General features: G+C 44.4%; 17 protein-coding genes. 9 read left to right on the top strand and 8 right to left on the bottom strand.

All coding sequences use genetic code 11. The features are described 5' to 3' along the window. Positions 1-381: 381 nt before the first annotated feature. Together pgeF and H6F44_RS15025 are read right to left on the bottom strand one after the other, a co-directional pair. Entirely contained in the window at positions 382-1,209 is an 828-nt protein-coding gene (gene pgeF / locus H6F44_RS15030) for a peptidoglycan editing factor PgeF (RefSeq protein ID WP_190351842.1), read from the bottom strand. 6 nt (positions 1,210-1,215) lie between these two features. After that, the gene (locus H6F44_RS15025) at positions 1,216-2,037 is read right to left on the bottom strand and encodes a carbonic anhydrase (protein ID WP_199302145.1); all 822 of its coding nucleotides are present in this window, start codon (positions 2,035-2,037) and stop codon (positions 1,216-1,218) included. Positions 2,038-2,043: 6 nt separating this feature from the next. Between H6F44_RS15025 and H6F44_RS15020 the strand changes: the two genes are divergently transcribed. Together H6F44_RS15020 and H6F44_RS15015 are read left to right on the top strand one after the other, a co-directional pair. Further along, entirely contained in the window at positions 2,044-2,277 is a 234-nt protein-coding gene (locus tag H6F44_RS15020) for a hypothetical protein (protein ID WP_190351841.1), read from the top strand. Between the two features lie 8 nt (positions 2,278-2,285). Next, on the top strand, positions 2,286-2,750 hold the full coding sequence (locus H6F44_RS15015) for a plastocyanin/azurin family copper-binding protein (RefSeq protein ID WP_190351840.1): 465 nt from the start codon (positions 2,286-2,288) through the stop codon (positions 2,748-2,750). Here H6F44_RS15015 and H6F44_RS15010 read toward each other — a convergent pair. Together H6F44_RS15010 and H6F44_RS15005 are read right to left on the bottom strand one after the other, a co-directional pair. Beyond that, positions 2,747-3,088 (bottom strand): type II toxin-antitoxin system HicB family antitoxin, encoded by a 342-nt coding sequence (locus H6F44_RS15010; RefSeq protein ID WP_190351845.1) that lies wholly within the window; start codon positions 3,086-3,088, stop codon positions 2,747-2,749. The genes H6F44_RS15015 and H6F44_RS15010 overlap by 4 nt on opposite strands. 92 nt (positions 3,089-3,180) lie before the next feature. Further along, positions 3,181-3,477, bottom strand: a complete 297-nt coding sequence (locus tag H6F44_RS15005; protein ID WP_190351839.1) for a type II toxin-antitoxin system HicA family toxin — start codon at positions 3,475-3,477, stop codon at positions 3,181-3,183. Between the two features lie 115 nt (positions 3,478-3,592). Here H6F44_RS15005 and H6F44_RS15000 point away from each other — a divergent pair, with 115 nt between their 5' ends. Together H6F44_RS15000 and H6F44_RS14995 are read left to right on the top strand one after the other, a co-directional pair. Continuing rightward, positions 3,593-4,402 carry a tetratricopeptide repeat protein gene (locus H6F44_RS15000; protein ID WP_190351838.1) on the top strand — a complete coding sequence of 270 codons (810 nt, stop codon included), beginning with the start codon at positions 3,593-3,595 and terminating at the stop codon, positions 4,400-4,402. A gap of 260 nt (positions 4,403-4,662) precedes the next feature. Beyond that, complete coding sequence (locus tag H6F44_RS14995) at positions 4,663-5,025, top strand: SH3 domain-containing protein (protein ID WP_190351837.1); 363 nt, start codon at positions 4,663-4,665, stop codon at positions 5,023-5,025. Positions 5,026-5,088: 63 nt separating this feature from the next. Here the strand turns inward: H6F44_RS14995 and H6F44_RS14990 are convergent, their stop codons facing one another. After that, on the bottom strand, positions 5,089-5,436 hold the full coding sequence (locus tag H6F44_RS14990) for a hypothetical protein (RefSeq protein ID WP_190351836.1): 348 nt from the start codon (positions 5,434-5,436) through the stop codon (positions 5,089-5,091). Positions 5,437-5,633: 197 nt separating this feature from the next. Between H6F44_RS14990 and H6F44_RS14985 the strand changes: the two genes are divergently transcribed. After that, a complete protein-coding gene (locus H6F44_RS14985) occupies positions 5,634-5,870 on the top strand; it encodes a NifU family protein (protein ID WP_190351835.1) in 237 nt (78 codons plus the stop codon). Between the two features lie 93 nt (positions 5,871-5,963). Further along, positions 5,964-6,527 carry a hypothetical protein gene (locus H6F44_RS14980; protein ID WP_190351834.1) on the top strand — a complete coding sequence of 188 codons (564 nt, stop codon included), beginning with the start codon at positions 5,964-5,966 and terminating at the stop codon, positions 6,525-6,527. On the opposite strand, the gene H6F44_RS14975 is transcribed toward H6F44_RS14980, so the two are convergent. Beyond that, complete coding sequence (locus tag H6F44_RS14975; protein WP_190351833.1) at positions 6,469-7,257, bottom strand: type III pantothenate kinase; 789 nt, start codon at positions 7,255-7,257, stop codon at positions 6,469-6,471. The two genes, H6F44_RS14980 and H6F44_RS14975, sit on opposite strands and share 59 nt — an antisense overlap. After that, positions 7,254-7,853: a hypothetical protein gene (locus H6F44_RS14970; protein ID WP_190351832.1), complete on the bottom strand. Its 600-nt coding sequence runs from the start codon at positions 7,851-7,853 to the stop codon at positions 7,254-7,256. The genes H6F44_RS14975 and H6F44_RS14970 overlap by 4 nt, the downstream gene beginning before the upstream one ends. A 193-nt stretch (positions 7,854-8,046) precedes the next feature. Between H6F44_RS14970 and H6F44_RS14965 the strand changes: the two genes are divergently transcribed. Continuing rightward, positions 8,047-8,928 (top strand): RDD family protein, encoded by an 882-nt coding sequence (locus H6F44_RS14965; RefSeq protein ID WP_190351831.1) that lies wholly within the window; start codon positions 8,047-8,049, stop codon positions 8,926-8,928. A gap of 34 nt (positions 8,929-8,962) precedes the next feature. Here the strand turns inward: H6F44_RS14965 and H6F44_RS14960 are convergent, their stop codons facing one another. Continuing rightward, positions 8,963-10,054: a hybrid sensor histidine kinase/response regulator gene (locus tag H6F44_RS14960; protein WP_190351830.1), complete on the bottom strand. Its 1,092-nt coding sequence runs from the start codon at positions 10,052-10,054 to the stop codon at positions 8,963-8,965. Positions 10,055-10,193: 139 nt separating this feature from the next. Here H6F44_RS14960 and H6F44_RS14955 point away from each other — a divergent pair, with 139 nt between their 5' ends. Together H6F44_RS14955 and H6F44_RS14950 are read left to right on the top strand one after the other, a co-directional pair. After that, complete coding sequence (locus H6F44_RS14955) at positions 10,194-11,783, top strand: Ppx/GppA phosphatase family protein (RefSeq protein ID WP_190351829.1); 1,590 nt, start codon at positions 10,194-10,196, stop codon at positions 11,781-11,783. A 3-nt stretch (positions 11,784-11,786) separates the two neighbouring features. Next, complete coding sequence (locus tag H6F44_RS14950) at positions 11,787-13,760, top strand: cation:proton antiporter (RefSeq protein WP_190351828.1); 1,974 nt, start codon at positions 11,787-11,789, stop codon at positions 13,758-13,760.

The raw sequence follows: 13,760 nt of genomic DNA, 5'->3' as shown, positions 1-13,760 counted from the left end.
AAGGAATATTCTAGTAAGCTCGGATGGGACATAATCGTGTAAGACCTAAGTATGTGCAAGCAGAAAGGGCTGTGATTAGCTCAGGAATCCCCGTCGCTTCACCGCGGGGAATGTCAAATACATTGCATTATCTCATTTTCGATCATCATTCTTATCGCAACACCACAGCATCTATCAGTTTCTTGGCGTGAGATTGCCTTACTAGTCCAAAGGAGTGGCGGGGCATTATTCGCAATTTCAGGAGTAACAGAGATCGATGGGGTCATTAAGGGTGGTGGTGAAGTGAGGTTTTGCATTCTTTCAACAATGCTTCTAGCAGTGCTTTATCAAGTTTGTTATTAGTGATCAACCGCTTTCTATCACGATTATCAAGCAATGCGCCTATACTTTTGAATTGATAGCAATGCCCGACCATTGCACTTGGGGCGCTCTTGGTAATGGGTTAGCTTCATTAAGGCAGTAGCGGCGATAGGAGAAGAAAATATCTTCATGGCTGAGGGTGCAGTAAGGGGCGATCGCGATGTTTGCGGGTGATATGCCCAATTCTTGCAGTTGTTGCGCTTGCACCTGCCGCAAATCTAACTTCACGCGCTCAGGATGGTCATCGGGATGCAAACCCACAGGCGTGTTAACTGTCGCTGTCACCTGCTGCGCCACCTCCTGCGAAACCTGATAGACCTGCCCCGAAATCGCAGGACCAAGGGCAATGCGAAGATCTTGCAGCTTACTTCCGTGATTGGTGAGGATGGCGATCGCCTTGGGCAGAATTTTGGCGGCAGTACCACGCCAACCCGCATGGATCGCAGCGACTGTTCCTAAGTGGCGATCGCCGATCAATACAGGCACACAGTCGGCGGTGCATACCCATACCGAGCGTCTGAGATGATGATCGTCAGCTTGGGGGCTAGTCCAAACTCCATCTGCCTCTGGTAAGGAGGTGTTAGTACTAATGGCGGTTTCAATTTCTTGGGTGTGCAATAGGCGATCGCTGTGAACTTGCTTGGCACGATAGGCTCTGCCCACCAGAGGCGCAGTCTCTTTACGTAAATGTTCATGCAACTCATCAGGCAGCTTTGGTGAATGCGATCGGGTAAAAAAGCCATGTTGCCATTCTTGCAGCAACTCGCAGGTGAGGACACCATTGCGCCATTGCCATTGCTGGTTTACGGAATTTGCCAATGGATCGGTCGATGAATTTAGATTGGTCATGACGCGCTAGAGGTGTAGTTCCACCATTCTCTCATTTAGGCGTTGGACTGGACGAGCATCATTAGGGTATAGCTTTGTAAAAGTGGCAATCTGTTCTGGCGAAATGGTCAAGGGTTGGGTAAATACTTTCCATTTCACACCCTCACTACAGGGCGGCGTTGTCAGCGAACCATCGTAGCTAAAGTAGCTTTTGGACTTGGGTAAAAGATTAATCGCATTAATTAGGCTCGTGCTAACTTTCTTAGTAGTACCGGCCGCAGGAATATTTTTCCACACCTCGGCAATCAGGGGATTAGCGACACCCTGTTCTAGCATTACGCCTAAGACCGCTAATTGATTAGCGCTATTAGTTTCGCCATTTTTGGGAATACGACTATGCACTAAATGTAGTTCCATTGGTGCAGGCTGAGCATTAATTTGATGTTCGCTAGGACTATGAAAATGGAATTGCAAAAGTGCATATTTTTCGCCATCAATAGTCACAGTACTGCCTTTAGCATAATTTACTTGAATAGAATGACCATTATTTACGACTTCTAGGGGGGTAGAGCGATAGTCAAACTCAATATTTGCAGGACTGCCGATGCTTAAATTTTTGATATTAATCGGTGATTGTGTCTTACCCAACTCACATAATTTAAATTTATCGCTAAGCTTCCCCCAATTTTCAGGACTTTCAGCACCGTCATAATCCCAATGTATTGAGTCAGACCAGACAGGGGCGATCGCCAAACTAGTAAGTAGCAATATAATCATCAGCAAGCTGCTGATGGCGATCGCTTGTACAACTAGAAAACGATCTTTAAGTAATTTAGCTATTTTGGTCATGGGATTATGAATAGATTAATTGGCTACACTGTAGTTCTTTTAAGCGCGATCGCGACATTAGCAGCTCTATTTGTATTTGGAGAATTGCTGCTAATTATAGTGATTTTCTGTCCTCTCAAGAATTGCATACCGCAATTTCTCGTTTTATTAACCATTGGCTTTGCCGTATTTTATATATTATTTCGGCTAATGCGACTTGGTGTCAAAATAGCAGCTAAACCAAATCGCCGCAATCAATAATTAAGTCTATGCTCAAACAGATTCAAAAAAGTTTATTAGTGATTTCTTTTATATTTGTCTATTTGTTATCTAATCCTTGCTTAGCGATCGCTGCGCCAGTCGTTGACTTTACCAAGCAACCCGCGATCGCTGTTGAAGTTAGCTTGAGTAATCAAAATAATGAATTAAAATTTATCCCCGATCATTTTGTGTTTGAGTCTGGCAAGCGTTATAAATTAATGCTGAATAATGTCAGCAATCTCAAGCATTATTTCACCAGCAAAGATTTTGCTGATGCGATCTGGACACAAAATGTTGTCGCAGGAAATGTGGAAATCAAAGGTAATATCCGTGAACTGGAACTACGTCCGAATACAGCCGCCGCATGGACTTTTATCCCCATTAAGTCAGGGACATACGAACTGCACTGTGAGATCGCTGGTCATACTGAAGCAGGGATGCGCGGCACAATTACCATTCAGCCAAGCGTTTAGTTAATATTTATTATTTGCTTAGCTTCTTGAGTAAGCACTTCATCCATCCACGCATTGATGCTTTTACCAGCTTTAGTAGCAGCAAGATGGATCAATTTGTGATGGTCAGGCGTAGTCCGAAATGGAAGTTTACCTGAGTAGGGTTTATCAGGGTCTTTCCCACTTTCTGCACAAAACTCTAGATAGTCATCTACACCATCTTCAAAGTCTTGAGTTGCATCCTCAATTGTTTTGCCTTGGAATGTAATTACATCATTAATATCCAAGATTCGACCATGCAAAATAGCTGACTCAATATCAACTTCAATTTTCCCTGTATATCCTTTATAAGTAATAATACTCATGTGCTTTAGCTTCTTCCTGTGAGTTTTGACGAACTTTGACTTGGTGAGGGGCAGTGTTAAACTTGCCCCCTGAACTTATATTTTTCTTACTTGTTTTCTTGCTTGTTTTCTTGCTTTTGTTGTTCCTCTTCAGGTAAACATCCTGCCACCTCTAGAAAATCACGCAAATCTTTAACTACATACCTCTTTATTTCTGGATTGGGATGAGGTTCATGAAATCGCCCAATTTTGCCATTTAACTCAAACATTACTCTTGATCCTCTTCCCTCTTTAATCTTGCCACCCAAGCTTTTTATTAATTTCTTTACATCATCAAATCTAATATCTGAGCTTATAGGATCTTCAAAAATCGCGTTTAGAGTTTTTTTATTTTTAGTATTCAAGGATTTACACTTTTTTGTAGGCAATGATTTTATGATATCATGAATTGATATCACTGCCAAAGTATTTTGCAACCAAGATATGATTAATTAGGTACTGTTTAGGAACCTCATCGCTATGCCCCACTTCATAACCGCAATTTTTCTGGTTTTATTTTTACTATTTCATCCTGCGGCGATCGCGCCTGTACAGGCACAGATCAACATAACTGAGGCAGAATCACAACAACTAGATGCCCTTGTTAAAAAAGCCTTTGATGCCACCGATGCGGGGGAATTTGTGGCGGCGGAGGGCTATTGGACAGATTTAATCAAGCTTTACCCTGACAATGCCGCAGGTTGGAGCAATCGCGGCAACTCCAAAATGAGTCAAAATCGTCCACAGGAAGCCCTCGCTGACTACAATAAATCCGTGGAACTTGCCCCCAACTATCCCGATCCTTACCTCAATCGTGGTGCGGCATTGGAGAGTTTGGGCAGATGGGATGAGGCGATCGCTGACTATGATCGGGTTTTGTCGATAAACCCTCAAGATGCGGCAGCCTATAACAATCGCGGCAATGCTAAGGCGGGTTTGGGTAAGTGGAATGAGGCGATCGCCGACTATCAAACCGCCATGCAGGTCAACTCACGGTTTAGTACTGCCTTTGGCAACAATGCGATCGCGTTGTATCAGGTGGGCAAGACCGATGAAGCGATTAAGGCGATGAAAAATATATTACGCAAATACCCTAATTACACAGATGTGCGGGCAGCGCTGACTGCGGCGCTTTGGGCAAATAAAAGAGCAGGTGAAGCTGAGAGCAACTGGGTATCAGTAGAAAATTTAGATCGCCGCTACCGCGATCTCAACTGGTTAAAAAATATCCGCCGTTGGCCACCAAGTTTAATCGCTGATTTAGAAAAGTTTTTAACTTTAAAATCATGAAAACTTAAAATGACTCTATTTATATCTGGGGAAGCTAATAAATTTTTCCTCAATCTTAGAGCCTGTTTGAAAAGTTTTCTAGGAGACTTACTTGGAAACTAAAAATAAATAACCTATGCATTTGTTTTTGAGTCCCACGTCAGGCTATTTCATTGGCAGCCTAATTGAACAACTTAACAAATTTTTACTGCTTACCATAGGGCTATCCATAGTTAACTCCCATAATTAACAACAAACAATACAAAAAATAGTACAAAACCATGCAAATCAAAACAAATTTAATCGCCACGATTGCCGTGCTTGCACCTTTGGTCAGTCTCATGCCCCAATTTAGCCAAGTCGCTAATGCCGAATCCATCGTCCGAGGACGTTGCAATTATGACATTACTGGTATTGAAAGGGGAGCACGGGTTAATATGCGTTCTGGTCCTGGGGTTGAGTTTGATGTCATCGGCTATGTCTTAGTGGGACAAAGGGTAAACCAACTGCGTTACGACATTGGAGCCGCCGTGATTGAAAGTGACAGCGAAGCCGTGAACTGGGCTTATGTAGAGTATCTCCCAAGCCGTACTAGAGGATGGATTGCGAGGTTTTTGCTGAGTGAAAAATGCTACAGAGACTAAATAAAAAAGCGGCGCGATGCGCCGCTTTTTTTGGTGATGTTTGAGTCATCTGTCGGCGCTGTACTACTGATTAGTGGGAATAGAAATTTTAATTTCGCGGCGTTGCTGCTTTCTGAAATTGTCGACAGCCTCATTCAAAGACTCAGACTGTTCAGAGCGAAACTGTTCTGGAGACTTACCGCCAGCTAAATTAATGTTATTGATCAATTGCATGATATTCAGATTACTTCCACCTATGCTCATCGGCGATCGCTCTTGTTGCTGAGTATCACGGAGAGTTTGCTCTGAGAGAGTTGGCGCAGTATTAACCTGACTAAAGGCTTGGGATGGGAAGGTTGCGATCGCCATTGCACCCATAGCAACAAGTGCAAAAGATTGGCAAATTGCTTGGCGGCAGTTATTGGGGATCATAGTTTTGAATGTATTTTGTCCTTGGCTTATTTTTTCTAGTCTACACCAAAATTTCTTGGCGTGACGGTGGATCAGCCTAAAAAAAGCACGGCAAAACTAGGCTTTTCTTGGGACTAGTACAGAGCTTTGTCCTGTATTAATTCAAAAACAGTTAATCTTCGATTAGCATAGATATTAGTAGTAACTGAGAGAAATCTATGGCTCTGACTTTAACAACAGAAAATGTCGAAAACATATTGGATGAATTGCGTCCCTACTTAATGTCTGACGGTGGTAATGTGGAACTCGTGGAAATCGAAGGACCAATTGTGAGATTGCGTCTGCAAGGTGCTTGCGGCTCCTGCCCTAGCTCCGCAATGACCTTGAGAATGGGCATTGAGCGCAAACTGCGGGAAGAAATTCCTGAAATTGGCGAAATTGAACAGGTTTTCTAACTATCAAAGCCAAAAAAATAAGTGGCAGCGCGAAGCGCTGCCACTTATTTTCTGGTCTACATTTAATTTATTTTGCCTATATAGGCTGCATTCATGAGTAATCATCAAATTCAGTACGACTCCCTACTCAGTCATTACAGCAACCCTCTCGAAGCGATCGCTTTACTGCGAGCATATCGCCCCTATTTTGAACTCATTCCCAGTTTGCGCCGCCCCATTGATAGTTTGATCTCGATTCCGTTGCCAGTGGTGCAAATTTCGGGCGCTCACTTACAACAAAGCCATCAGCAACTGCAATGTGACCTTGCGCTGATCATGTGCGACCCCGATTGGAAAGTAAAAACGGGGCAGGAAATTTTTATATTTGTCCATCGTCCTAATGAGGATTTTTCGTCTTTATTGCATCGCTGGCGACAGGTGGAAGTGGCACTAGGGGAGGAATATTATTGGCTATTACCTTGGAAGCATCGCAATAATATTATTAGCGATCGCGGTGAATATCATTATCCTCTGTTTGTCACCCTAGACTATTCCCCAGCGAGAATTGCGAAGGGCTTAGATGGTGCATCATTACCCCATGTCAAGGCTATTCCCCCAGTTATTGATGTGCCGCCCGATCTGGAGGAAAGCGAAGAAGACACGATCTATGAAAGCTAATCATTCCCCGAAAAATTAAATTGGGGTCAACGATATCGATCGCTAGTCCCCATTTCTGAAACTGGTCAGCATCTCCACCCGTCATAATTACCTTGCTTTCAGGAAATTGAGATCGCCAGTCATCAATATAAGCTTGCAACCCCATGAGCAGAATATGGACAATGCCCGTTTGCATGGCAGTATTCGTATTGATCGCCCATCGGTGCGGTAAACTATCAGGAGCCGTCAACATTGGTAAAGCGGCAGTATTGCTGTGAAGCATGGCAAATTGCGATCGCAGTCCCGCCATAATTGCACCGCCCATCAATTTTTTGTGAGGATCAATCGCGGTCAAAGTAATTGCGGTTCCTGCATCAATCACTAATATCGGATAGCCATAAAACTCACCCGCTCCAAAGGCAGCAAGGGCGCGATCGCTACCCATTGAGCTATATAGACCATCTAGAGGCACATCAGCAGTGGTAATAATTTGTGTTTGTGGTAGATCGTGCCAAGGGGTTTGCAAATTTGGTACAACCGAGGCGATCGTTATCAGAGAAAAACTTTGATCCTGAATGCGCTCAATCAACTGATCTATTTGAGCATGGGGATAGGCATGGGTAGCAATAATTTGATGGTTAAGGCTATGGTTAAAGCTGCGATCTGGGCAGTCTTCAAACAATTCTTGGGCGCAGATCATCGCCTTAATTCTGGTATTGCCGATCGCAATTAAAAGGATTGGGGAATTCATGAAGTTGGGCGATCGTCATTAGGAAAATTACTGGGCAAGCCATAGGGATCGATCCCGTTTTGTTTAAGCAGTGACTCAAAATAATCACGCTCACGGCGGATTTCCTGATCGATCGCAAACCCTTCACCCAAACTAGCAAGATCACGTTCAAGGCTTTCGATTCTAGCTCTAGTGGCATCATTGCGTTCTTGCTCTGTACGCACCACCCCAAAAGCATCATCAAACCTGCGCTCTAAGGATTCAGATATCAAAGCACCTGAAAGAATAAAGGCAGCTTTATTACCTTTAAAAGCACGATATAGCCAATATGCTGCAACCACCTCTAGCGGTAGAGCATTGATGCGGGTTTGACCTCTTACATTTGGGTCAGATTCAACCTCTATAGTTTCAGGGCTGTAATCCGTAAAAGCCTCTCCTAGTAAAAGTTTGGAGTCATTTGTCTTCAAAAAACGTAATGCGTAAACTGGAGCATCAGCGATAGCACTTGCAGCACCTGATTGCGACATCCGATAACTGCCATCGGGTAGCATGAAAGCATCAACGGTGAGGCTGCCGATCGCGACTGTGGTACGGGTTGCTTTTAACGATTCACTCATGAGATTTTAGGTTTTAATAAATTAAATGCCTTTAATTAATTGAATATTATATTAAATATTGAAGAAAAGTTTGTAAAGCATGGGCATTGCTAGGATTTGCTAAATTTTCTTTGGCATCGGTCAGCTTAAAATAGGATCGCCATCGCACCTTGCCTTGTGCCATTTTCACTTGTAAATACCATTTACCTAAATCATGGACTTTGAGCCAGCCTATAGTCGCTATCCCCTCGCCACGATCAACCAACGCCTTGGAGCTTTGATCGTCGATTTTTTGAGTTGCTGGTTTATGGCAGAGCTAATTCTATCACTGCTATCGATCACCACTAGTAACCCTTTGCGGCTGTTCACTTTTATTTGTACTTGGTTTATTTTTCGAGTATTTGTGGCGGCGCGTGGTCAGGGGCAGAGCTTGGGGCGCTGGCTGATGAGCATTCGGGTGATTGATGCAGAATTTGGTAAGACCGCAGGCTTAGGAGCATTTTTAAAGCGGGAAGTTTTTGTGTTTGCCTGCTCCCTATTTCTGATTGAAACCATTACCAGTACTTTTATTGTGTTTGCATGGATTCCCTTTGCTGCGGATGCTGCCTTTGCGATCGTCGATGAGGAGAAGCGCCAAGCTTTTCACGATCGCTTTAGCCGCACCATTTCCATCCAGAGCCGTAAGGGATTTCAAATCGATCAGAAATTGGGCAAACTGTTTAACCAAGCAGGACAGCAGGCAAATAACTTTTATCAGAGTCGTCAAAACAATAATGAATATAGCGATCGCCCTGCACCGCGCAAACCCAAACGCCGCCCCCGTTCTAAATCCCGCCCACCTCAAAGTTATGCCGACTATGGAGATTTTAACTATGCTCCAGACTACTCTACCGAGACTGATCCTTATATCGATCCCTTAGCTGCTGCAAATCCTAGAAATCGCGATGATCGTGATATTTATGATGACCGCGATCGCCTAGATGCTGATTTTAACGATTCTCGTTCTAATAATGATTTTAATAATGATTTTGGTGGTGATGATGATGCCGAACCACCTAAGAGATCGGCACGCCGTCCTAGGCGGCGGAATATTTGAAGTCATGGCTAAGCGCTAACAGCAAATATCCCTGTCACGCCTTTTCTAGAATAACCGTAAATATGGAACCTGTGGGGTGATTGTTGCTAACGGAAATGCTGCCACCATGCGCCTCGATCGCCATCTTACAAAAGGACAGCCCAATACCAATTTGGGCAACCCCCAAAATAATTTTGCCCACCTCATAGCGTTCAAAAATAATCTGTTTCTGCTCTGAGCTGATGCCTGTTCCAAAATCAATCACCTCAATTTTAACGAGATCCTGACGGTCGGGGTTGTGGGGAAACTCATCAATGCGAACGGTAATGGAACTCGGTTCTGGGGAGAATTTGATCGCATTGTCGATGAGATTGTCGAAGACGCGGCCCATCAAATGAGGATCACCAGAAATATAGGTCGGATTGGCAGGCAGTTCTGCAATTATTGTAATGTGGCGGTTTGTAGCTAGGGACTCAAAACTAGCGATCGCCAATTGAGCAATTTCAACTACATCAATCCTAGTCGAATTTAAAGTCAGTTTATTGGATTCAATTCTGCCGATGGTCAAAATATCATCTACTAAAAAACGCATCTGCTCCGCAGTGGCACTGATTTGATTGATTCTACTGGTGGCGCGATCGGATATTTCCATAATCTTCAGAGAATCACAGCCTAGTTTAATCCCAATAAGAGGATTGCGAAGATCATGGACAATAGCCTGCATCATCTCTTCGCGAAGATTCATTGTCTGCTGAATGAAATCATATTGAGATTTGATCCTGAGCATGGAACGCACGCGGGCGCGAAGCTCACTACTATTGATGGGCTTGCTAATGAAGTCATCGGCTCCTGTGTCTAGACAACGGGCAAGATCCTCTTTTTCCGATAGCGCCGTAATAATAATGATGGGAATATGTTGCGATCGCGGATCATTTTTAAATTTTTGGCAAACCTCGATGCCGTCCATGTCGGGCATCATTACATCTAACAAAATCAGATCGGGTTGAATTTCTTCAAAGGCGGCGATCGCCGCCGCGCCACTGTTACGATAATACAGTTCATACCCCTCCTTAAACAGCAAGATTTCAATAACGTCAAAGTTGGCTGACTCATCATCAACAACGAGAATGACTGGCTGTTTTAGCATAATTTGGCTTGAGGCAGGTTGCAGCAACGTAATTATAGCTTTTTAACAAATAAAAAACTGGCATAGCAATTTTTTATTTGCTATACGCAAGTGACAAGTTTTCAACTACCATGACTGGAGAAACTTCGCCGCCATAGTCATGACTTCAGATGTAAAAACGTTAGCCGCGATCGATATTGGCACAAACTCCATCCACATGGTTATTGTCCAAATTAAGACCGCAATCCCCACCTTTAGCGTGATTGAGTCGGAAAAAGCTACTGTGCGTCTTGGTGAACGCTGCGCTCAAACAGGAAATCTGACCGAGGAAGCAATGCAGCGATCGCTAGAAGCTTTGCATCGCTGTCAAGAATTATGTCAAACCTGCAAGGTTGAAGAAATTGTGGCAGTTGCCACCAGTGCCACCCGCGAAGCTCCCAATGGACAAGAGTTTATCCACCGTATTTACGAAGAATTAGGACTGCATATAGAGGTTATTTCAGGGCAGGAAGAGGCAAGGCGGATTTATCTGGGGGTAATTTCGGCAATGGAACTCAAAGATGAGCCACATTTGATCATTGATATTGGTGGTGGCTCAACGGAGATGATTTTGGGGGATGGGCGTGATCCTAGTTACTTGAGCAGCACCAAGATTGGGGCAGTTCGTCTGACTGATTTATTTGTAAAGACCGATCCCATTTCGCAAACTGATTATGAACGGATGTTGGCATATATTCATGGCTCCATTGAGCGTCCGACCGATGATCTGCGATCGCTATTGCTAGAAAAAAACATCAAATCGCCTTCCGCGCTCGGTACATCAGGAACTATCGAAACCCTTGCCAATCTCCACGCCAAAGAAAAGCTAGGCATTATTCCTAATTCGTTGCAAGGCTATGAAATTTCTTTTGCTGACTTAGAAAATATTGTTTGGCGGTTGCGAAAGGCAAATTTGGAAGAGCGCACAGCCATGGTGCGACAAAAGCGGGCGGAAATTATTCTAGCAGGGGCATTGATTTTACTGGAAACAATGCGACTCCTCAATATCCCGAAGCTTAACCTCTGTCAGAGGGCATTGCGGGAAGGTTTGGTGGTGGATTGGATGATCCGTCATGGTTATATTGAGGATGGTTGGCGCTATCAAAGTTCTATCCGCGATCGCAGTGTTCTCAAACTTGCGGATAAATATGGCATTGATCTGGCATATGCCAAACAGGTGGCAAACCATGCTATAAGTCTATTTGATCAAACCCAAGGCATTCTGCATGAATGGGGCGATGAGGAACGTCATCTGCTGTGGGCGGCGGCAATGCTGCATAACTCTGGACATCACGTCAGCCATGATGCTCACCACAAGCATTCCTATTACCTGATCCGCAATGGTGGGTTATTGGGCTATACCGAGTCGGAAATTGAAACTATTGCCAATTTAGCCCGCTATCACCGCAAAAGTGAACCCAAGAAAAAGCATGAAAATTTCCAAAAGCTAGATAATGAACGGGTGAAACTATTTGTGCGCCAAGGCAGTACTTTTTTGCGGTTGGCAACTGCCCTCGATCGCCGTCAGATCGCCGCGATCGCTGCCATTCGTGTATCTTGTCAGGGGCGATCGCGGGACTGTCATCTACATCTCACAGCCCAACAGCCTCACGATCCCTGTAGTCTAGAATTATGGAGCCTAGATTACAAAAAGCAACCCTTTGAATCGCAATTTAACGTTAATTTAGTGGTGTCACTAGAAACGCACTAGTTCATGGAATTTTCTCTCTCTTTTGTTATTGTGATGGCAATCGTGGCAGGTATTGCCGCAAGAGTAACTGCCAACTTTTTCCGTGTGCCAAGTATTGTCTTTTTGCTGATATTTGGGGTCGCTCTAGGGGGAGATGGACTAAATTTGGTGCAACCGCGCCTATTGGGAGACGGGCTAGCGGCGATCGTTTCTATATCCGTAGCTTTGATCCTGTTCGATGGTGGGCTAAATCTGCAATTAAAAGAATTGGGCAAAGTTTCTGAAAGTTTGCGTAATTTGATTACCATCGGAGCCTTGATTACCTTACTTGGTGGTGGCATTGCCGCCTATTGGCTCAGCGAATTTCCTTGGACGATCGCCTTTTTATATGCCTCCCTCGTGGTAGTGACAGGACCCACGGTGGTTAACCCGATTATTGAAGAAGTGGGGCTAGATCGGCGACTGGCAACGATTTTGGAAGGAGAAGGGGTACTGATTGATGCAATCGGCTCAGTATTAGCGGTCGTGGTCTTAGATGTGGCACTTAATCCGAGTGCTGGCGCGTTTGAGGTGGTAATCGATCTGGTGGAACGCCTTGGGGTGGGCGGTGTTTTGGGGGCGATCGCGGGTTGGCTATTGGGCAAATTTTTACAGAAGGCAACCTTTCTCGCTGAAGATACTAAGAGCGCAGTCGTGGTGGCGGCGGTATTGGGGCTATTTGAGACAGCGCAACAAATTCAAAGCGAATCGGGACTAACCGCAGTGGTGGTAATGGGGATTGTGTTACGGGCTGCCGAAATCCCTAACAACCGCGCTCTTCTAAAATTTAAAAGTCAATTAGTCGCGCTCATTGTTTCCGTATTATTTATTTTGCTATCAGCAAATCTTTCCATTCCTAGTATCTTCGCCTTGGGATGGGATGGAGTAAAGACAGTTCTCTTTTTAATGTTGGTAGTACGTCCGCTCAATGTGATTGTTAGTACATGGAATAGTGGATTTTCTTGGCGGCAGAAAGCATTCCTTGCATGGTGTGCGCCCAGAGGAATTGTGGCGGCTTCCGTTGCTTCATTATTTTCAATTTTATTGACTGAGCGCGGCGTAAATGGGGGAGAATCCATCAAGGCTTTAGTATTCCTAACGATCGCCATGACGGTATTTTTGCAAGGTCTATCAGCCAAATTGGTCGCGAAGCTTTTGGGACTGAACCAGCCTGATATTTCGGGTTTGGTAATTGTGGGCAGTAATCCCATTGGTATTCTTGTGGCGCGTTTATTTCAGGCAAATGGTCAAAATGTCGCCATCATCGACACCAGCGCCGATCTTTGTCGTCAAGCCGAAGCCTATGATATTCCCACCTTTGTTAGCAACGGGCTGGAGGCAAAATCCTTAGCTGAAGCAGGATTAGATTCGGCGGGGACTTTTTTGGCACTGACCATCAATATTGATGTAAATATTGTCATCGCGCAGTTGGCTGTGAAGGAATTTAATCCGCCGAAGGTATTTGCTGTATATGTCCGTGATGGCGATCGCCGCAGTCAAGCCTCAGTCCAGCAAGCCTTTAGTGATCGCCTGCCCATCAAAACATGGAATCAATATATTCTGCAAAGGGAAGTGCGGGTGGGCGAAGTTCTCTTAACAGAATTAGAAATGGCGGATAAACTCAACAGTTTTAATACGATGTTTAATGCGGGGCAGTTATTACCATTGCTATTTGAGCGTAAAGGACAATTACAGATTGTCTCGGCGGATATGTCTTGGGAAAAGGGCGATCGCATTGTTTATTTGCTATACACACCAAGGGCTTTGCCGCCGCCCACAAATTCGCCAGTTGAGTCATCAGCCCCAACCTTAGATATTAATCCGATTGTACTATCGGATCTTGATATCTCACTCAAAACCAATGATGTTAATTCTCGCGATCGCGCTAATGGCGATGCAGTGGTTAAGCCCGACTATTTCTTAAATATGGCAAGAGAAATTCTCAAACGCCAGAACTAA

The organism is Pseudanabaena cinerea FACHB-1277, assembly GCF_014696345.1.
In the GTDB taxonomy this organism is placed as follows: domain Bacteria; phylum Cyanobacteriota; class Cyanobacteriia; order Pseudanabaenales; family Pseudanabaenaceae; genus Pseudanabaena; species Pseudanabaena cinerea.
This window is presented reverse-complemented; position numbering and strand designations above follow the sequence as displayed.

Bases quoted from the DNA above. Each gene is read 5' to 3' on its own strand.
- pgeF (WP_190351842.1), bottom strand. From the start codon at position 1,209: ATGACCAATCTAAATTCATCGACCGATCCATTGGCAAATTCCGTAAAC.
- H6F44_RS15025 (WP_199302145.1), bottom strand. From the start codon at position 2,037: ATGACCAAAATAGCTAAATTACTTAAAGATCGTTTTCTAGTTGTACAA.
- H6F44_RS15020 (WP_190351841.1), top strand. From the start codon at position 2,044: ATGAATAGATTAATTGGCTACACTGTAGTTCTTTTAAGCGCGATCGCG.
- H6F44_RS15015 (WP_190351840.1), top strand. From the start codon at position 2,286: ATGCTCAAACAGATTCAAAAAAGTTTATTAGTGATTTCTTTTATATTT.
- H6F44_RS15000 (WP_190351838.1), top strand. From the start codon at position 3,593: ATGCCCCACTTCATAACCGCAATTTTTCTGGTTTTATTTTTACTATTT.
- H6F44_RS14995 (WP_190351837.1), top strand. From the start codon at position 4,663: ATGCAAATCAAAACAAATTTAATCGCCACGATTGCCGTGCTTGCACCT.
- H6F44_RS14990 (WP_190351836.1), bottom strand. From the start codon at position 5,436: ATGATCCCCAATAACTGCCGCCAAGCAATTTGCCAATCTTTTGCACTT.
- H6F44_RS14985 (WP_190351835.1), top strand. From the start codon at position 5,634: ATGGCTCTGACTTTAACAACAGAAAATGTCGAAAACATATTGGATGAA.
- H6F44_RS14980 (WP_190351834.1), top strand. From the start codon at position 5,964: ATGAGTAATCATCAAATTCAGTACGACTCCCTACTCAGTCATTACAGC.
- H6F44_RS14975 (WP_190351833.1), bottom strand. From the start codon at position 7,257: ATGAATTCCCCAATCCTTTTAATTGCGATCGGCAATACCAGAATTAAG.
- H6F44_RS14970 (WP_190351832.1), bottom strand. From the start codon at position 7,853: ATGAGTGAATCGTTAAAAGCAACCCGTACCACAGTCGCGATCGGCAGC.
- H6F44_RS14965 (WP_190351831.1), top strand. From the start codon at position 8,047: ATGGACTTTGAGCCAGCCTATAGTCGCTATCCCCTCGCCACGATCAAC.
- H6F44_RS14960 (WP_190351830.1), bottom strand. From the start codon at position 10,054: ATGCTAAAACAGCCAGTCATTCTCGTTGTTGATGATGAGTCAGCCAAC.
- H6F44_RS14955 (WP_190351829.1), top strand. From the start codon at position 10,194: ATGACTTCAGATGTAAAAACGTTAGCCGCGATCGATATTGGCACAAAC.
- H6F44_RS14950 (WP_190351828.1), top strand. From the start codon at position 11,787: ATGGAATTTTCTCTCTCTTTTGTTATTGTGATGGCAATCGTGGCAGGT.